This is a genomic window from Symbiopectobacterium purcellii, from assembly GCF_019797845.1.
GTDB classification, from domain to species: Bacteria; Pseudomonadota; Gammaproteobacteria; order Enterobacterales; family Enterobacteriaceae; genus Symbiopectobacterium; species Symbiopectobacterium purcellii.
On record NZ_CP081864.1, the window covers coordinates 1,184,445 to 1,202,408 of the forward strand.

General features: G+C 52.7%; 16 protein-coding genes, 1 other RNA gene and 1 pseudogene. 12 read left to right on the forward strand and 6 right to left on the reverse strand.

All coding sequences use genetic code 11. From position 1 onward, the window contains the following. Positions 1-57: 57 nt before the first annotated feature. From lon to K6K13_RS05590, 5 genes are all read left to right on the forward strand, one after another. A complete protein-coding gene (gene lon, locus K6K13_RS05570; protein ID WP_222159889.1) occupies positions 58-2,466 on the forward strand; it encodes an endopeptidase La in 2,409 nt (802 codons plus the stop codon). A gap of 196 nt (positions 2,467-2,662) precedes the next feature. Next, complete coding sequence (hupB, locus tag K6K13_RS05575) at positions 2,663-2,935, forward strand: nucleoid-associated protein HU-beta (protein ID WP_222159890.1); 273 nt, start codon at positions 2,663-2,665, stop codon at positions 2,933-2,935. Positions 2,936-3,226: 291 nt separating this feature from the next. Beyond that, complete coding sequence (gene ppiD, locus K6K13_RS05580) at positions 3,227-5,113, forward strand: peptidylprolyl isomerase (RefSeq protein WP_222159891.1); 1,887 nt, start codon at positions 3,227-3,229, stop codon at positions 5,111-5,113. Positions 5,114-5,289: 176 nt separating this feature from the next. Next, positions 5,290-5,628 (forward strand): ComEA family DNA-binding protein, encoded by a 339-nt coding sequence (locus K6K13_RS05585; RefSeq protein WP_222159892.1) that lies wholly within the window; start codon positions 5,290-5,292, stop codon positions 5,626-5,628. A 126-nt stretch (positions 5,629-5,754) separates the two neighbouring features. Next, positions 5,755-6,183 (forward strand): acyl-CoA thioesterase, encoded by a 429-nt coding sequence (locus K6K13_RS05590; protein ID WP_222160978.1) that lies wholly within the window; start codon positions 5,755-5,757, stop codon positions 6,181-6,183. A 49-nt stretch (positions 6,184-6,232) separates the two neighbouring features. Here K6K13_RS05590 and queC read toward each other — a convergent pair whose 3' ends face one another. Together queC and K6K13_RS05600 are read right to left on the reverse strand one after the other, a co-directional pair. Beyond that, the gene (gene queC, locus K6K13_RS05595; RefSeq protein WP_222159893.1) at positions 6,233-6,931 is read right to left on the reverse strand and encodes a 7-cyano-7-deazaguanine synthase QueC; all 699 of its coding nucleotides are present in this window, start codon (positions 6,929-6,931) and stop codon (positions 6,233-6,235) included. A 94-nt stretch (positions 6,932-7,025) separates the two neighbouring features. Beyond that, positions 7,026-8,099, reverse strand: coding sequence for a PLP-dependent cysteine synthase family protein (locus tag K6K13_RS05600; protein WP_286206782.1), 1,074 nt, complete (start codon positions 8,097-8,099; stop codon positions 7,026-7,028). A gap of 288 nt (positions 8,100-8,387) precedes the next feature. On the opposite strand from K6K13_RS05600, the gene K6K13_RS05605 reads away from it, so the two are divergent. The 5 genes and pseudogenes from K6K13_RS05605 to amtB all read left to right on the forward strand — a co-directional run bounded on the left by K6K13_RS05605 (position 8,388) and on the right by amtB (position 14,467). Next, the gene (locus K6K13_RS05605) at positions 8,388-8,849 is read left to right on the forward strand and encodes an Lrp/AsnC family transcriptional regulator (protein ID WP_222159894.1); all 462 of its coding nucleotides are present in this window, start codon (positions 8,388-8,390) and stop codon (positions 8,847-8,849) included. Positions 8,850-9,004: 155 nt separating this feature from the next. Further along, positions 9,005-10,774 (forward strand): SmdA family multidrug ABC transporter permease/ATP-binding protein, encoded by a 1,770-nt coding sequence (locus K6K13_RS05610; protein WP_222159895.1) that lies wholly within the window; start codon positions 9,005-9,007, stop codon positions 10,772-10,774. Then, positions 10,767-12,502 (forward strand): annotated as a pseudogene (locus tag K6K13_RS05615) (SmdB family multidrug efflux ABC transporter permease/ATP-binding protein). Before K6K13_RS05610 ends, K6K13_RS05615 begins: the two are co-directional and overlap by 8 nt. Positions 12,503-12,802: 300 nt before the next feature. After that, complete coding sequence (glnK, locus tag K6K13_RS05620) at positions 12,803-13,141, forward strand: P-II family nitrogen regulator (protein ID WP_195315229.1); 339 nt, start codon at positions 12,803-12,805, stop codon at positions 13,139-13,141. A 33-nt stretch (positions 13,142-13,174) separates the two neighbouring features. Further along, positions 13,175-14,467 (forward strand): ammonium transporter AmtB, encoded by a 1,293-nt coding sequence (amtB, locus tag K6K13_RS05625; RefSeq protein ID WP_222159896.1) that lies wholly within the window; start codon positions 13,175-13,177, stop codon positions 14,465-14,467. A gap of 77 nt (positions 14,468-14,544) precedes the next feature. Here amtB and tesB read toward each other — a convergent pair whose 3' ends face one another. Then, on the reverse strand, positions 14,545-15,411 hold the full coding sequence (gene tesB / locus K6K13_RS05630) for an acyl-CoA thioesterase II (protein ID WP_222159897.1): 867 nt from the start codon (positions 15,409-15,411) through the stop codon (positions 14,545-14,547). Positions 15,412-15,668: 257 nt separating this feature from the next. Here tesB and K6K13_RS05635 point away from each other — a divergent pair, with 257 nt between their 5' ends. Then, entirely contained in the window at positions 15,669-16,184 is a 516-nt protein-coding gene (locus K6K13_RS05635; RefSeq protein WP_222159898.1) for a YbaY family lipoprotein, read from the forward strand. A gap of 13 nt (positions 16,185-16,197) precedes the next feature. Here K6K13_RS05635 and K6K13_RS05640 read toward each other — a convergent pair whose 3' ends face one another. Continuing rightward, positions 16,198-16,515 carry an MGMT family protein gene (locus K6K13_RS05640; RefSeq protein WP_222159899.1) on the reverse strand — a complete coding sequence of 106 codons (318 nt, stop codon included), beginning with the start codon at positions 16,513-16,515 and terminating at the stop codon, positions 16,198-16,200. 323 nt (positions 16,516-16,838) lie between these two features. On the opposite strand from K6K13_RS05640, the gene ffs reads away from it, so the two are divergent. Continuing rightward, positions 16,839-16,935, forward strand: an RNA gene (gene ffs, locus K6K13_RS05645) — signal recognition particle sRNA small type. Between the two features lie 383 nt (positions 16,936-17,318). Here the strand turns inward: ffs and K6K13_RS05650 are convergent. Continuing rightward, positions 17,319-17,522, reverse strand: coding sequence for an HHA domain-containing protein (locus tag K6K13_RS05650; RefSeq protein ID WP_222159900.1), 204 nt, complete (start codon positions 17,520-17,522; stop codon positions 17,319-17,321). Positions 17,523-17,584: 62 nt separating this feature from the next. Beyond that, complete coding sequence (gene tomB, locus K6K13_RS05655; RefSeq protein WP_222159901.1) at positions 17,585-17,953, reverse strand: Hha toxicity modulator TomB; 369 nt, start codon at positions 17,951-17,953, stop codon at positions 17,585-17,587. Between the last annotated feature and the right edge of the window lie 11 nt (positions 17,954-17,964).

A 17,964-nucleotide genomic window follows, 5' to 3' on the forward strand; every position in this document is an offset into this window, starting at 1 on the left:
ATACGCGTTTCACGAGATTCCTTTAACCTGGCGGAAACGAAACTAAGAGAGAGCTCTATGAACCCTGAGCGTTCCGAACGCATTGAAATCCCCGTATTGCCGTTGCGCGATGTGGTGGTTTATCCGCACATGGTCATTCCGTTGTTTGTTGGCCGGGAGAAGTCGATTCGTTGCCTTGAAGCCGCGATGGATCACGATAAAAAGATCATGTTGGTGGCACAAAAAGAGGCTTCAACGGATGAACCCAGTATTAACGATCTTTTCTCGGTAGGAACGGTCGCCTCCATTCTGCAAATGCTGAAACTGCCGGACGGCACGGTTAAAGTGCTGGTCGAAGGGTTACAGCGTGCGCGTATCACCACGTTGTCTGACGGCGGTGAACATTTTGCTGCCCAGGCGGAATATCTCTCGTCGCCGGCGATTGAAGAGCGCGAGCAGGAAGTCCTGATGCGCACGGCGGTGAATCAGTTCGAGGGATACATCAAACTGAACAAGAAAATCCCGCCGGAAGTATTGACCTCGCTAAACAGCATTGAAGATGCAGCACGTCTGGCGGATACCATTGCCTCACACATGCCGCTGAAACTGGCTGACAAACAGTCCGTGCTGGAAATGTCTGATATTACGGAACGCCTCGAATATCTGATGGCGATGATGGAATCGGAAATCGACCTGTTGCAGGTGGAAAAACGTATTCGCAGTCGCGTGAAAAAGCAGATGGAAAAAAGCCAGCGCGAGTACTACCTCAACGAGCAGATGAAAGCGATTCAAAAAGAGCTCGGTGAGATGGACGATGCGCCGGACGAACATGAAGCGCTGAAACGCAAGATTGAAGCGGCCAAGATGCCGAAAGAAGCGCGGGAAAAAGCCGAAGCCGAGCTGCAAAAACTGAAGATGATGTCACCGATGTCCGCTGAGGCGACGGTGGTGCGCAGCTACATCGACTGGATGGTTCAGGTGCCGTGGAATGCGCGCAGCAAGGTGAAAAAAGACCTGGTCAAAGCGCAGGAAACCCTGGACACCGACCATTATGGTTTGGATCGCGTCAAAGAGCGTATCCTTGAATATCTCGCGGTACAGAGCCGTGTCAGCAAAATCAAGGGGCCGATTCTGTGCCTGGTCGGGCCGCCGGGGGTAGGGAAAACCTCTCTGGGCCAGTCCATCGCCAAGGCGACGGGGCGTGAATACGTGCGCATGGCGCTCGGCGGCGTGCGTGATGAAGCAGAAATTCGTGGTCACCGCCGTACTTACATCGGCTCACTGCCGGGCAAACTGATCCAGAAGATGGCTAAGGTTGGGGTAAAAAACCCGCTGTTCCTGTTGGATGAGATCGACAAAATGTCGTCTGACATGCGTGGCGATCCCGCGTCTGCCCTGCTCGAGGTCTTAGATCCCGAGCAGAACGTCACCTTCAACGACCACTATCTGGAAGTGGACTACGATCTGTCCGACGTGATGTTTGTGGCGACCTCTAACTCGATGAACATTCCTGCGCCGTTGCTGGACCGTATGGAAGTGATTCGCCTGTCTGGCTACACCGAGGATGAGAAGCTCAATATTGCCAAGCGCCATTTGCTGCCGAAGCAGATTGAACTCAACGCACTGAAGAAAGGTGAGTTGACCGTTGCAGACAGTGCTATCTCCGGAATCATCCGTTACTACACGCGTGAAGCGGGCGTGCGCAGTCTGGAACGCGAAATCTCCAAACTGTGCCGTAAAGCGGTAAAAACGCTGTTGATGGATAAAACCGTTAAGCATATTGAAATTACGGGCGATAACCTTAAAGATTTCCTTGGCGTTCAGCGCTTTGACTACGGCCGCGCGGATGAAGAAAACCGCGTTGGGCAGGTCACTGGGCTGGCCTGGACGGAAGTTGGCGGTGATTTACTGACCATTGAAACCGCGTGCGTGCCGGGCAAGGGAAAATTGACCTATACCGGTTCACTCGGGGAAGTGATGCAGGAGTCTATCCAGGCGGCGCTCACCGTGGTGCGTGCCCGTGCTGAACGGCTGGGTATCAATGCTGATTTCCATGAAAAACGTGATATTCACGTGCATGTGCCGGAAGGGGCAACGCCCAAAGATGGCCCAAGCGCCGGGATCGCCATGTGTACCGCGCTGGTCTCCTGCCTGACGGGCAATCCGGTGCGCGCTGATGTTGCGATGACCGGGGAAATCACGCTGCGGGGTTTGGTGTTGCCGATCGGGGGCTTGAAAGAGAAACTGTTGGCAGCCCATCGCGGTGGCATTAAGACGGTATTGATTCCTGACGAGAACAAACGCGATCTGGAAGAAATTCCGGCGAATGTGATTGCGGACCTGGAGATCCATCCGGTCAAACGTATCGAGGAAGTGCTTGCGTTAGCGTTACAAAACCCGCCAGACGGTATGCAGCCGGAGCCTGTTAAGGCCAAGCGAGCGCCTGCCAAGGCGAAAACGGTGCCCGCCAAGGCCGCGAAAGAGTGACCTATCGCAAAAACCCTTGAGAAAAATCACGCTGGCAGCAGAAATGGCGCTTGCCAGCGTTTTTTTGTACCGCTAAGTTATGGCACTGTTAGTCTTAGCAAGTACGCTGTGCTAAGGTTTGACAGGATTGAAAAAAGCTACGTGTCGCGTTTTGGGATATTCAGCGTGACAACAGGATTTCAGAGGGGATGAGAGTGTGAACAAGTCACAATTGATCGACAAAATTGCCGCAGATGCTGATATTTCCAAAGCGGCAGCAGGGCGTGTGTTAGATGCAATTATTGGTTCTGTTACCGATTCTCTGAAAGCAGGGGATGACGTTGCACTGGTAGGATTTGGAACGTTCTCCGTGCGTGAGCGTGCTGCTCGCACTGGGCGCAATCCGCAAACGGGCAAGGAAATCAGCATTCCAGCAGCAAAAGTACCGGGCTTCCGTGCCGTTAAATCGCTGAAAGACGCCGTTAACTGATTATCTCGTCACAGGTTTGTGCTGTAATCCGAGTACGTTACCAAACACTACCTGACGCCACGGTGTCGGTAAGGTAAGATAAGGGGCGCATCATTTTATGATGTGCCTTTTTTATGACGGGCGAACACTGCCCATCACCCTGCGGGGCGTCGCATTGCGGCGTAACGTCTTTCCCGCTCCTCTCTCTGGCATGTCATGTTCTGGCATTACGGTTCGCCAGAAACGCAGGGAAGCGTGGTTTTAGCCAACGCAGGGCGTTTTATCCATACTACAGCGGAGTGTTGTCACATTATGATGGACAATTTACGCGCGGCCGCTAATAACGTCGTGCTGAAAATTATTCTGGGCTTGATCGTCGCCTCCTTCGTATTGACGGGCGTGGGTGATTACCTTATCGGCGGTTCTAACGATTACGCCGCCAAAGTCAACGGGCAGGAAATCGGTCGTGCGCAGTTTGAACAAGCGGTACAAAACGAGCGTAGCCGCATGCAGGAACAGTTGGGAGAAAACTTTTCCGTGCTGGCAGGCAATGACGGTTATATGCAGCAGATGCGTCAGCAGGTGCTCTCGCAACTGATCGATGAAGCGCTGATTGACCAGTATGCTCGTAAGCTTGGGCTTAACATCAGCGATGCGCAGATTAAACAGGCCATATTTGCTGTTCCCGCTTTCCAGACCAACAATCAGTTCGATAACGAAAAGTATCTGGATCAGGTACGCCGCTTGGGCCTGACACCGGATCGCTACGCGGAATTGCTGCGTAAGCAACTGGTCACGCAGCAACTGATTCAGGGGCTGGGCGCGACGCAATTCTCGCTGCCAAAAGAGATCGACAGTCTGGTGGCGCAGGCCGCTCAGGATCGTGTGGTGAGAACGGCAACGATTGACGTGGCGGCCATTGCCAAAACGCTGAACGTGACGGATGAAGAGATCAAGGGCTATTACGACAGCAACAAGGGCCGTTTTATCGACCCTGAAGCTTTCAAAGTCAGCTATCTGCTGCTGGATGCCGCACGCGTTATGGACAGTGTGAAAATCACTGATGCTGATATCGCGGCCTTTTACGAAAAGAATAAGCAAGAGTTTACCCAACCTGAGCGCAAGCGCTTTAGCGTGATTCAGTTGAAAACCGAGGCGGACGCTCGTGCCGTGCTGGATGAACTGAAAAACGGTGCTGATTTTGCCGCACTGGCAAAAGAAAAATCGCAGGATGTGGTATCGCGTCGTAACGGTGGCGATCTGGGCTGGATGGATGCCAATGCTACGGTCGATGAATTGCAGCAGGCAAAACTGACCGAAAAAGGCCAACTCTCTGAGCCGGTAAAATCCTCAGTGGGCTACCTGATTGTTCGTCTGGATGACATTCAGGCCGCGCAGGTTAAACCGTTGAGTGCGGTGCGCGATGACATTGCGGTCAGAGCAAAACGTGAAAAAGCGCTGGATGAATTCTTTGCTGTGCAACGTAAAGTCAGCGAAGCGGCAAGCAATGACAATGAATCGTTGGCTTCAGCGGAAGAGGCTGCGGGTCAAAAAGCCGCTGAAACGGCTTGGTTTAGCCACGATCAAGTGCCTGCTGAGCTGAATTTCCCGCAGGTGACGCAGGCTATTTTTGGCGGCACCCTGTTAGGCGATAACGGTGCCCCGGGCAGCAACTCCGATGTGATTGGCGTCGATGGCGATCGTGCGATTGTGCTGCGAATCACCGATCACCGTGCAGAAACATCGCGTCCTCTGGATCAAGTACGTGATGAGATTGTTCAGGTGCTGAAAGTGCAGAAAGCGCAGCAACAGGCTAACCTACAGGCTGAAAAAATTGTGGTTGACCTGAAACAAGGCAAAGAGGACTCGCTGAAAGCCGCTAACCTCAGCTTTGGCGAGCCTGAGACGCTCTCGTCCGTTTCTCAGGGCAACGTGTTGGCAGAAAGCTTGTTTGCCTTGCCTGTGCCGCAAAAGGACAAGGTAAGCTACGGTGTGGCACGCGATCAGGAAGGGAATGTGGTGCTGGTTGCGCTGGACAGCGTGAAACCCCACACCATCACTGATGAGCAAAAAGCACAGTTTTCCAGCCAGGTTGAGCAGAGCGCAGTGACAACGCTGTTTGATACCCTGGTTTCCAGCTTGCGCACCGAAGCGACCATCAAATTAGGTGCAGCCGCTCAGGAGCAGCAACCGCAGTAAGTGCAGCCAACGCATCTGCAACCTGAAGTATGAAGGGTATATGCATTAATTTGTAATCCGCTGTAATAACAAAAGGCCGCTTTCGCGGCCTTTTCCACATTTTAACGCCGTGGTTTGTGCGATGTCCCTTATTTAGGCACCCTGTACCTGCCAACTAATCAATAGGGAGATACCGTATGAAAAGGAAAGGAATGTCAGCACTCTGTTTATGCCTGGCCCTGGGGTTATCCGCTTTCACGGGGGGGATTCTGGCGAAAACGGGCGAGGAGGCAACAAACAGCAGTGCCTCATCGCCAGCGTCACAGGCAACAGCGTCGATGCAGGAAACGGTGAATATCAATACGGCGACCGTGCAGCAATTGACCCAGTTACAAGGGATAGGCGCGCGAAAGGCGGAGGCGATAGTTCAATATCGCGATGAGAACGGTCCTTTTACCGATATTGAACAGTTGCAGGAGGTGTCCGGCATCGGGCCGACGCTGATCGAGAATAACCGGGCTCGCCTGGTGTTGTAAGCGTCAGATACGTAGCGTTCCTGCTCTCTGGACGGCAGTGTGGTTATTCACTGCCGTTATTTTCTGCTAACCTTACCGGCAGGTCCAACCAGTTAGTGGCGTTAATCTGTGAGGAGTGGTTACGTGGTGCATACCTTTATTACCGTTCGCGGCTTTCACATCGATGTCTATCAGCATGTCAACAACGCACGCTATCTGGAGTTTATGGAGGAGGCGCGTTGGCAATGGCTGGAGAATTTGCCCGCTTTCCAGTGGATGCAACAGCACGGTATTGCGTTTATCGTGGTTAATATCAATATCAATTATCGTACCTCGGCAGTATTAGGGGACGTATTGCGTATTGAGAGCACATTGTTGCACTTGAATGCCAAAAGTGGCGTGATTAGCCAAAAGATGGTGCGTACTACCGATGAAGCGTTGGTGGTCGATGCCACCTTAACCTTTGTCTGTATCGATCTTACGACGCAGAAGGCATTGCCGCTGGAAGGCGAGTTGTTAAAGCATTTGCAGGCGTTTATGCAGCCACCTTCATCCAATGATTCACCGCTAGCCTAGTGAACGTGGGGGGAAGGTTCGCGCCTGCTCACCCCACTATCCGGTGACCTTATTGCAAACCGGTTTTGCGTTTCATTGATGCCATCACGCCGACGCGATCCTGTTGATAGTGTGCTAAGCCATTGGCACGTAAATGACATGCTGCGCAGTGGCCGCAACCGTCGCCCTGAATCCCGTTGTAGCAGGTAAGCGTCTGGTTGCGTACGGTATCCAGATGGTGGTAATGGTCAGCCAGCGCCCAGGTTTCCGCCTTGTTGAGCCACATGAGCGGCGTAACAAACTGAATATCACGGGCGATACCGAGCACGATCGCGTGATTCAAGGCTTTGACAAACTCATCGCGGCAGTCAGGATAGCCCGAAAAGTCGGTTTCACAGACGCCAGTGATCACCGCTTGCGCACCGACCTGGTAGGCGTAAATGGCCGCCAGCGTAAGAAACAGAATATTGCGTCCGGGCACAAAGGTGCTGGGAATACCGGATGCAGAGGCGTCGTAATCCGGTACGGCAATATTGTCGCGCGTCAGGCTACTGACTGCCAATTCATTGAGTAAACCGACATCCAGCACTTTGTGTGCCTTGGCTCCCAATTGGCTTGCAAGTGCGCGCGCAATATCGATTTCCGCTCGGTGGCGCTGACCGTAGTCGAATGTGACACAGTGCACTTCATCATACAGGCTGAGTGCCTGAATCAGACAAGTGGTGGAGTCCTGCCCACCGCTAAATACGACAACCGCGCGTTTTGTCATTGCTCTACCTTTGGTGCTTAAGGGCGATGTGCCCAGTGTGACGGAGGAGGTACATGCTATCGCAAAAGCGCGTCGTTTTCAGCGTTAACTCGGTTCAGGCTATCGTCAGCTCTCGTTGATTCTGTGCCTGCCCCGCGTTGAGTTGCGCCAGATACGGGCTGATATCGCCGATGTTTTGCGCGACCCATTCGGCATTGTAATAGGTATCCAGATAACGCTCCCCGCTGTCACACAGCAAGGTGACAATCGCCCCTTGTTTACCCTGCGCACGCATCTGATCAGCCAGTTGTAACATGCCCCAGACGTTCGTGCCGGTGGAGGCGCCGACCTTGCGTCCCAGAATACTTTCCAGCCAATACAGCGTGGCAATGCTGGCCGCATCCGGCACCTGCATCATGCTGTCGATCACGTCAGGAATAAAAGAGGGTTCTGCGCGTGGGCGACCAATCCCCTCAATTTTACTGCCACAGTGCCCCGTCAGAGCACGGTCTCGCTGATGGTAGTAATCAAAAAACACAGAGTTCTGCGGATCGACCACCATCAACTGTGAGTCGATACCCTGATAGCGGATATAGCGACCTAAGGTGGCGGAAGTGCCGCCGGTGCCCGCACTCATCACGATATAATCGGGAACCGGATAGGGTTCACGCGCCATCTGGCGGAAAATACTGTCAGCAATGTTGTTATTGCCGCGCCAGTCGGTAGCGCGTTCGGCGTAGGTAAACTGATCCATATAGTGGCCGTTCAGTTCACGAGCCAGTTGCTCCGATGCCGCATAGATCTGACTGGATTGCTCGACGAAGTGGCAGTGTCCGCCGTAGAAGGCTATCTGTTCCACTTTGCGCTTGGCAGTACAGCTGGGCATAACGGCAATAAAAGGCAGGCCTAACAGGCGAGCAAAATAGGCTTCAGAGATGGCGGTGCTGCCGGAGGACGCCTCAATAATGGGGGTGCCTTCTTTAATCCAGCCGTTGCACAAGCCATAAAGAAACAGCGATCGTGCCAGACGATGTTTCAGGCTGCCGCTTGGGTGTGTGCTTTCATCTTTAAGATAGAAGTAAATCCCTGGATAGTGCGGTAACGTCAGGCGAATCAAATGGGTATCGGCTGAACGCTGAAAATCCGCATCAATCGCGCTAATGGCCTGTTTCACCCATGCCGTTGTCATAATATTGCTCTCTTTGCCTGTTTTGCATCTATGGGGGTAGCCTATCCGGTTTTGCAGGAAAAAGGATTGTTTTTTTAAACTTCAGTAGGGGTTTTTAGGGTTTTAATTTCTTTTAAATCGCTTTATTGGAGACTATTTTTCTCTTGTTTTAGAGTTAGTGGGAAATAATGTGTTTTTACGTTCCTGGCGAGCGCTGATAAAAGGAAAAAAACGGGTTTTCCTGCACATTGGTTGCCTTTTCATTCTGTTGCGCGTGAAATAGAGGAAAAATGATTCTGGAATGCCGCTATGCTTGATAAAATCGATCGTACGCTGCTTAACCTGTTGCAACACGACTGCACCTTGTCGTTGCAAACGTTGGCTGATGCGGTGCATTTGACATCGACCCCTTGCTGGAAACGTCTAAAACGATTGGAAGAAGAAGGCTATATTCGTGCTCGCGTTGCGCTGCTGGATAACGAACGTCTGGGGCTGGGGTTGACGGCTTTTGTGCTATTAAAAACGCAGCAGCACAATAGTGCCTGGTATGAAAAATTTTCCCAGGTGGTGTCGGATATGCCCGAAGTGTTGTCATTTTATCGCATGGCGGGAGAATATGATTACCTGATGCAGGTTCAGGTCGCCGACATGAAAAGCTATGATAGTTTTTATAAACGTCTGGTCAGCGGCATTCCTGGCCTGATTGATGTGACCTCCAGCTTTGCCATGGAGCGGATAAAGCACACCACCGCACTCCCGATCGTGCCATGAGGAATCTTCTCTCTGAGGTTCAGCCCTCGTGGCAGCGCTTGCCGCCCTCCTGTAACCTGAATTATTTCGGGTATAAATGATGACGCGCATAAGCTTTCTGTATAATGGCGCTGTGATGTTTTGCAGCCCTTTCTGGAAAATGGAATAACAACAGCGTGCGACTTTTTGCTCAATTGGCGTGGTATTTTCGTCGAGAATGGCGGCGATACCTTGGGGCCGTGGTTCTTCTTATCATTATTGCCATCCTGCAACTGCTGCCACCCAAGCTGGTCGGTGTAATTGTGGATGGCGTTACGCACGATGCGATGTCTGCGGCGACGGTGATGAAATGGATCGGCGTGATGCTACTGATCGCGGTCATGGTTTATTTGTTGCGTTATGTGTGGCGCATCTTTTTGTTTGGCGCTTCATACCAGTTGGCCGTGGAGTTGCGCGACGATTTCTACCGCCAGTTGAGCCGCCAGCATCCTGCCTTTTATCTGCGTCATCGTACCGGCGATCTGATAGCCCGCTCAACCAACGACGTCGATCGCGTGGTATTTGCCGCCGTGGAAGGGGTGTTGACGCTGGTGGATTCCTTGGTAATGGGATGTGCGGTATTGGTGGTGATGAGTACCCAAATCAGCTGGCAGCTTACGCTATTGGCGCTGCTGCCGATGCCTATCATGGCGATAGTGATCAAACACTATGGTACGCAGTTGCATCAGCGCTTTAAGGGCGCGCAGGCGGCGTTCTCTTCGCTGAACGATCAGGCGCAAGAAAGCCTGACCAGCATTCGCATGATCAAGGACTTTGGGCTGGAAGATTATCAGTCAAACCGATTTGCGGCGGTGGCTGAGGATGCGGGTCAAAAAAACATGCACGTGGCCCGGGTTGATGCGCGTTTCGATCCGACGATATATATCGCCGTCGGTTTCTCACACCTGCTTGCCGTTGGCGGTGGCAGTTGGATGATTATTCAGGGGACGTTGACGTTAGGGCAACTGACCAGTTTCGTGATGTATCTGGGCCTGATGATTTGGCCGATGCTAGCCTTGGCGTGGATGTTCAATATCGTGGAGCGCGGGAGTGCAGCTTACGGGCGTATCCGCCAACTGTTGAATGAAGCACCGGTGGTGGCAGACGGTGAGGCACTACTGCCATCGGGTCGTGGTAACTTGGAGGTTGATGTTCGCGCCTTTGCGTATCCACAGCAACCGCGCCCGGTGCTCGACCGGGTGGCGTTCACGCTCGCGCCGGGCAACATGTTGGGACTGTGTGGCCCCACCGGTTCCGGTAAAAGCACGCTGTTGGCCCTGATCCTGCGCCATTACGATCTTGATGACGGCGAGATTCGCTTTCATGGTCTTCCGCTCGCAACGCTGAATCTGGATAGCCTGCGCCAACGTTTCGCGGTGGTCGGGCAAACGCCATTTTTGTTCTCCGACACCGTGGCGAACAATATCGCACTCGGGAACCCAGGTGCCACGCTGGCGCAGATTCAACATGCTGCGCGTCTGGCCAGCGTCCATGATGACATTACGCGCTTACCACAAGGCTATGAAACGCAGGTGGGTGAGCGCGGCGTGATGCTCTCCGGTGGACAAAAACAGCGTATTGCTATCGCGCGTGCGCTGCTGCTGGACGCAGAGATATTGGTTCTGGATGATGCGCTGTCGGCGGTGGATGGGCGTACTGAACACCATATTTTGCAAAACCTGAAGCGTTGGGGGGAGAAACGCACCCTGATTATCAGCGCGCACCGTCTTTCGGCCCTCACTGAGGCCGATGAAATTCTGGTTTTACAGCAGGCTAGCGTGGCCCAGCGCGGCAGCCATGGCGCGCTAGCGTCGCAAGCCGGATGGTATCGAGACATGTTTCGCTATCAGCAGTTGGAAGCGGCACTGGATGAAGATCCGGTCAAGGGAGAGATGACAATTGGCTAACGCAAAGCAGTTATGGCCGACATTAAAGCGGCTGTTGGCGTATAGTTCCCCTTGGCGAAAATCCCTGATGTTGGGCGTGCTAATGCTCTGGGTGGCAGCGGCGGCCGAGGTGGCAGGACCCGCATTAGTAAGCTATTTCATCGATAATCTGGTGGCAAAAGGCAATATTCCTCTGGCACTGGCGGGGGGCTTGGCTGCGGTTTATATCCTGCTGCAATTGTCCGCAGCGCTATTGCACTACGTGCAATCGCTGTTGTTCAACCGCGTTGCGGTGTGCGTGGTACAGCAGTTGCGCATTGATGTGATGGATGCCGCGTTGCGTCAACCATTAAGTACCTTTGATACACAACCGGTCGGACAACTCATTTCTCGCGTAACCAACGATACCGAGGTAGTGCGCGATCTGTATGTCACCGTCGTTTCCACCGTGCTGCGCAGCATGGCGCTGATTGCCGTGATGATCTTCCCAGCGGTGGCGATTGTGATGGCGGTCTACCAGCATTTCAGTACGCCGATTGTGCGACGACTGCGCCGCTATCTGGCTGACATTAACGATGGCTTTAATGAAGCGATCTCGGGCATGTCGGTGATCCAGCAGTTCCGCCAACAGTCGCGTTTTGGTGACAAACTGGGTGCTTCAAGCCGTGCAGCCGTGCGCATTTCCAGGCGCGGATGCAGACGTTACGACTGGATGGCGTGCTGCTGCGTCCACTATTGAGCCTGTTTTCCGCCATGGTACTGTGTGGGCTGTTGATTCAGTTCGGTTTCAGTTCAGTGGGAACGGTTGGCGTTGGCGTGCTCTATGCCTTTATCAGCTATCTGGGGCGTCTCAACGAGCCACTGATTGCGCTGACTACCCAGCAGTCCATGTTGCAACAGGCCGTGGTAGCCGGTGAGCGTATCTTTGAACTGATGGATGCGGTGCAGCAGTCCTACGGCGATGACTCGCGTCCGTTAACGGCGGGTGCTATCGAGATGGATAACGTTTCTTTTGCTTACCGTGATAATCAGCGTGTCCTGAACCATATCAACCTACAGGTGCCAGCGCGCGGCTTTGTGGCGCTGGTGGGGCACACCGGCGGCGGCAAGAGTACGTTAGCGAGTTTGCTGATGGGGTATTATCAGCCGGATGAGGGGGAGATTCGGTTGGATGACCGTCCGCTGACGTCGCTATCCCATCAGGTATTACGACAAAATGTCGCAATGGTGCAACAAGACCCCATGGTGTTGGCGGATTCACTCTATGCCAACGTTACGCTGGGGCGTGATATTCCAGAAGATGACGTGTGGCGTGTATTGGAGATTGTGCAACTCTCTGGGTTGGCAACGGCACTGCCCGAGGGCATACATACCGCCATCGGTGAGCAAGGCAATACGCTTTCTGTCGGGCAGAAACAGCTGCTTTCTCTGGCCCGCGTGCTGGTGAAACCACCCAAAATACTGATTCTCGACGAGGCGACAGCTAACATTGACTCCGGTACTGAACAAGCGGTTCAGCGTGCATTGCGCGTTATCCGCCGTCACACCACGCTGGTGGTGATTGCCCACCGTCTCTCCACCGTGGTCGAGGCTGACAACATACTGGTGCTACATCATGGTGAAACGGTGGAGCAGGGTACGCATGAACAATTACTGCAACGTCGCGGGCGTTACTACCAGATGTATCAGCTGCAACTGGCGGGGCAGGAACTGGCTGCCAGCGAGGATGAACCCGTTTCCGTCATCTGACTAAAGGCACGCTGCCTGTTGCGATCGTTTTTACCCGCGCACCATCAACAGGCAGATGATTTTCATTTTTCTGTGCCATGCACCGCAATTACGCGCAATGCACCAAATGAGTGCATTGCGCGTGCGCAACATCACATCTTTATCCTTTCCTTTTACTTCTCCAGGCAGGTTCCACGTTATTTCCCTGTGCAATTATCGGTTCCACTCATTTGTGGCACAGCCTTTGCTTTATCCCTGTCGTGAAGGTTATTCGAAATGGTGGCGGGCGTAAGTCTGAACTTAATTGGTAAGGGGAAGATAATGAAACTGGTTACTGTGGTGATAAAACCATTCAAGCTGGAAGATGTGCGTGAAGCCTTATCTTCTGTCGGCATCCAGGGGCTCACCGTCACTGAGGTGAAGGGATTTGGACGCCAGAAAGGCCATGCGGAGTTGTATCGCGGTGCTGAATATAGCGTTAACTTTTTGCCGAAAGTGAAAATTGATATTGCCATCGCTGACGATCAGGTTGATGAAGTCGTTGATGTGATTAGTAAAGCGGCTTACACCGGTAAAATTGGCGACGGTAAGATTTTTGTTGCTGAACTGCAACGCGTTATCCGTATTCGTACGGGCGAAACTGACGACGCCGCACTGTAATGCCTGGCTGACGAAAAATTGGGATGGATGAAAATGAAAATACGTGTCTCTTCATTATTAGGCCTTGCCGCCGCAGCGTTACTTCCGTCGCTGGCAATGGCCGCTGATACACCGGCAATCGACAAAGCGGATAACGCTTTTATGATGATTTGTACCGCGCTGGTACTGTTCATGACGCTGCCCGGCATTGCGCTGTTTTACGGCGGCCTGATTCGCTCTAAAAACGTGCTCTCCATGCTGACGCAGGTTACCGTAACGTTTGCCATGGTGTGTGTGCTGTGGGTTATCTACGGTTACAGCATGGCCTTTGCCACCGGTAATGCCTTCTTTGGCGGCCTGGATATGTTCATGTTCAAAGGCATTGAGCTGAAATCACAATCTGGCACGATTTATCAACTGATTCACGTCGCTTTCCAGGCTTCCTTCGCGTGCATTACTGTCGCGCTGGTGGTTGGTGCGATTGCTGAACGTATCCGTTTCTCTGCGGTACTGATTTTTGCTGCTATCTGGCTGACGTTCTCTTATCTGCCGTTGACGCACATGGTGTGGGGCGGCGGTTTCCTGGCGGCTGATGGCGCGCTGGACTTCGCAGGCGGTACTGTGGTGCACATCAATGCCGCGGTTGCGGGGTTGACCGGTGCTTATCTGCTGGGCAAACGTGCCGGTTTCGGCAAAGAAGCCTTCAAACCGCACAACCTGCCGATGGTGTTTACCGGCACGGCTATCCTCTATATCGGCTGGTTCGGCTTCAACGCAGGCTCTGCCGCTGCTGCGAACGAAATTGCTGGTCTGGCATTCCTGAACACCGTAGTCGCGACCGCGGGTGCGATTCTGGCATGGGTTATCGGTGAGTGGATGGCGCGTGGTAAGCCTTCTCTGCTGGGTGCCTGTTCCGGTTGTATCGCAGGCTTGGTTGCTATCACGCCAGCCGCGGGAACCGTGGGTGTGGGGGGGGCGCTGATCATTGGTCTGGTCGGTGGTTTCGCTGGCCTGTGGGGCGTAACGGTACTGAAAAGATGGCTGCGCGTGGATGACCCGTGTGACGTGTTCGGTGTGCATGGCGTGTGCGGTATCGTTGGTTGTATCCTGACGGGGGTATTTACCTCGGCTTCTCTGGGCGGCACGGGGTACGCGGAAGGCGTTACCATGGCGCATCAGGTCTGGGTACAGCTGTTCAGCGTGATCGTCGCCTTCATCTGGTCCGGTGTTGCTGCCTTCATCGCATTCAAAGTCGCAGACCTGGCCGTTGGCCTGCGTATGCCGGAAGAACAAGAGCGTGAAGGCCTGGATGTTAACAGCCATGGCGAAAATGCTTACAACCAGTAATTTCTGCACGATATAAAAAACGCGGGCCAAGGCCCGCGTTTTTTTTTGCTTAAGAATAAGGGAACGTGCTTTCTGTGTTAAGGCGCATCATGCCGCCGCATGACCCCTTCTTGTACCGTGGAAGCTACCAGCGTCCCGTCCTGAGTGTAGAACTGGCCACGAACAAAGCCACGGGCACCTGAAGCCGATGTACTCTCCACGGTATAGAGCAGCCAGTCGTCGAGGCGGAAAGGGCGGTGGAACCACATAGAGTGGTCGATGGTGGCGACTTGCATTCCTGGCTCAAGAAAACCTACGCCGTGTGGTTGCAATGCGGTGAGCAGGAAATTGCAGTCCGATGTGTAACCCAGCAGGTATTTATGAATTCGCTCGTCATCGGGCATGACGCCGTTGGCTCTGCACCATACATGACGGATGGGCTCATCCACGTGGCCTTTGAGGGGGTTATGAAATTTTACCGGACGCATTTCGATGGCACGCTGTTGCAGAAATTTGTCACGAAACTGTTCAGGCAGTAAATGCACCATGCTCTGCGCAATCTCTTGTTCTGAAGGCAAGGATTCTGGCCCAGGGACTTCCGGCATGGTGTTTTGATGTTCAAAGCCGCTCTCTTGGCGTTGAAAAGAGGCGGTCATAAAAAAGATGGGCTTGCCATTTTGGATGGCGCTGACACGCCGTGCGCTAAAACTGTTGCCATCACGCAGGTTCTGCACATCGTAGACAATCGGTTTTCGGCTGTCGCCCGGCAATAAAAAGTAGCTGTGGAACGAGTGCAACCCTCGACCCGCCTCGACGGTCTGTTTGGCCGCATACAATGCCTGACCGACTACCTGTCCGCCGAACACCTGGCGTAATCCTAAGTCTTCGCTTTGTCCCCGGAAGAGTCCTTCCTCAATCTTTTCCAACTTCAGCAATTCGAGAAGATGCTGTAGTGCATGGCTCATGGATTCTCTCCCTTGGTGGTAATCGCGTGTTGTTAACGTATAACGGTAAGTCATAAAGCCTATTGGGGCGGCAGCAAGCTTTCGCATCGGCATTTTCGAAAAATGATAAATTCAGAATGTTGAACGCTGCCAAATGGCTAATGTGGGTCATACTTTCATTATCACGTCAGTGTAAGCATGCAGCACAACACGGTTGTGTTGTGCATTGCAGCTCAAGCCTGACGTCGTTACAGACAATAACGAAAGGAGACTCGCCAATGAAATTATGGCATATCTTAGGTAGTATCACGTTATCTGTCGTGTTGACTGGCGCGGCGCTAGCCGCGACAACGGTCACCGATTCGCCGAGCGCTTCACAAACCCAGCTTGCCATGCCTGCGGTCAGCGGTACCATCAATCTGCATCAGCGCATCGCGTTGCCGCCCAATGCAGCCTTAACGGTTACCGTTTCTGATGCCACCGTGTCGGATGCGCCGTCGCGCGTGCTGGCGCAAAAAGTGGCGTGGACGGATGGGAAACAGGCTCCGTTTATCTTCTCCTTACCGTATAACCCTGCCGACGTTTCGCCAAATGCGCGTATTCTGCTCAGCGCAGCGGTAACGATTGATAACCGCGTGGTGATGGCGACGCAGGACATCCCCGCCGTGATCAACAATGGTGTGACGCGCGCGGATTTGCTGTTGATTCCCGTGGAGTCAGTGGCGCTGCCAACGCACTCGCAGGGTGGCTTGTTGACCCCCAGTGCCCATACGCCGCTAAACACTGAGGGATAACACCTCATGGCTCTCAGGGCGTTTCGCCCTGCCAGCCATAGCGAGCGAGATCGATGCTGCCCTGACGCGTAAAGGTTATCCCTTCGGCCCTGAGCGCTTCGCGTTGGCGAATGTAATCCGGGCCAGTCAGCGAAATTTCACCATGACGATTTGTTACCCGATGCCAGGGAAGCGAGCTGCCTTCGGGCAGCTTTTTTAATACGCCGCCGACCTGGCGGGCAGCGCGTGCGGAACCCGCCAGGCGGGCCACTTCCCCGTAGGTGGTAACTTTGCCCCAAGGGATGGCGGCTACAATATGAAAAACGCGCTGGCGAAAGTTGTCCTGCTCCATCGCTACTCCTGTTAATACTACGACGAATCAACATATACCCGTCATGCTTCACGTTGCAGGTGCGTTGGCTACGTTCACACACCCAAATCACTTACCTGAGTCAGCGCATCGAGACGGCTTCAGTTGCCGCCTTCCTGCAACGCAAATTATTTAGGGTATAGTGGCACAGGTGTTCGGGCTTGCAAACGGACGTTTCGCCGGTCGAGAAACTGAAATCGAATAAGAAAACAACGGTCGGCTGTGGTCAACTTGCAATTGCGGTGCGCATACCCGATAATGCCCACGCTCTGTACCACGCAGAGCAAACGAATCAATGGAGGCCCTGTCGGTTCTCCCGCAACATTACCCTGTGGACTCGGTCAGGTCCGGAAGGAAGCAGCCGCAGCAGGAGACGTGTGTGCCGGGATGCAGCTGGCAGGGCCTCCACCCTTTTTATTCATCGTCATTTTTATTTTCCGCGCTTTTTTATTCTCATTCTTTTCTTTCTGTTTTGCATATTGAATACGTTTATTGATGATATCCCGTTGCTGATGATGTGCCCTATTGGTATTAAAGCGTATGTGGATAAGCACTGTGGCGTCATTATCTAAAAAACATGATGACGGTAAACGTGACAAAATATTGTTGATTTGGGATAAGTTGACGGATTTCACGCCGGTAAAATATACCCGTCATACTTCACATTGCCGGTATGTTGACTGCGTTCGCTCACCTGAATCACTGGTTTGTATCAGTTCATCGGGATTCCCTCATTTTCCGCCTTCCAGCAACTCGAATTATTTAGGGTATATAAACACCATGCTTTAGCGGACGTATTTCCAAACGGCGGTAGGGACCTTGTCGTAAATCTTGTTCATCGTTAGCTCGGCTAAACGATGATCGGCGGCAGAATAAAACATTTCCAGCTCATCGCTAGACAACTGATACTTGTTCTTCTCGATAACGCGTTCAAGCGTGTCAATCGTTGTACACTTGCGTAAGCGCATCAAATAATCAATTTTTTTCATGGCGACCTTTATCAAAACAATACCAGCACCTGGTGGTTAATTAATATAAAAGCATCTATTGCTTAAGATTTAGCAGATGAACAGACGTTCTCCTGTGAGAACATTCCTAATAACGCGGCTTTAGAACGTTGCCAACGTTGCAGTTCGGCACCATTAATCCCATAGTTACTGAACAACGCATAGGTGTCATCTAAATACTGCTCGACCCGTTTTGAAAGCTCGTCTTCATCGGGGTATTTTATTTTAAATGTCAGAATAAATGTAGCTATATGCTCAATCAATTCATTTAATTGGAGATTGATCGCAGATGTTGGGTAATTGACCCAGCCATGACTGCTATCCCCCAATGTGGCGATGCTTTCGTCACAGAGATTTTCACACAAGAATCGGAGTTGGGCAATATCATAATGTTTCGGTGAGTACTCATCCATATCGTTCACTC

What these genes read in the sequence shown, in the direction of transcription:
- lon (WP_222159889.1), top strand. Translation starts at nt 58, where the DNA reads ATGAACCCTGAGCGTTCCGAACGCATTGAAATCCCCGTATTGCCGTTG.
- ppiD (WP_222159891.1), top strand. Translation starts at nt 3,227, where the DNA reads ATGATGGACAATTTACGCGCGGCCGCTAATAACGTCGTGCTGAAAATT.
- K6K13_RS05585 (WP_222159892.1), top strand. Translation starts at nt 5,290, where the DNA reads ATGAAAAGGAAAGGAATGTCAGCACTCTGTTTATGCCTGGCCCTGGGG.
- queC (WP_222159893.1), bottom strand. Translation starts at nt 6,931, where the DNA reads ATGACAAAACGCGCGGTTGTCGTATTTAGCGGTGGGCAGGACTCCACC.
- K6K13_RS05600 (WP_286206782.1), bottom strand. Translation starts at nt 8,099, where the DNA reads ATGACAACGGCATGGGTGAAACAGGCCATTAGCGCGATTGATGCGGAT.
- K6K13_RS05605 (WP_222159894.1), top strand. Translation starts at nt 8,388, where the DNA reads ATGCTTGATAAAATCGATCGTACGCTGCTTAACCTGTTGCAACACGAC.
- glnK (WP_195315229.1), top strand. Translation starts at nt 12,803, where the DNA reads ATGAAACTGGTTACTGTGGTGATAAAACCATTCAAGCTGGAAGATGTG.
- amtB (WP_222159896.1), top strand. Translation starts at nt 13,175, where the DNA reads ATGAAAATACGTGTCTCTTCATTATTAGGCCTTGCCGCCGCAGCGTTA.
- tesB (WP_222159897.1), bottom strand. Translation starts at nt 15,411, where the DNA reads ATGAGCCATGCACTACAGCATCTTCTCGAATTGCTGAAGTTGGAAAAG.
- K6K13_RS05635 (WP_222159898.1), top strand. Translation starts at nt 15,669, where the DNA reads ATGAAATTATGGCATATCTTAGGTAGTATCACGTTATCTGTCGTGTTG.
- K6K13_RS05640 (WP_222159899.1), bottom strand. Translation starts at nt 16,515, where the DNA reads ATGGAGCAGGACAACTTTCGCCAGCGCGTTTTTCATATTGTAGCCGCC.
- K6K13_RS05650 (WP_222159900.1), bottom strand. Translation starts at nt 17,522, where the DNA reads ATGAAAAAAATTGATTATTTGATGCGCTTACGCAAGTGTACAACGATT.
- tomB (WP_222159901.1), bottom strand. Translation starts at nt 17,953, where the DNA reads ATGGATGAGTACTCACCGAAACATTATGATATTGCCCAACTCCGATTC.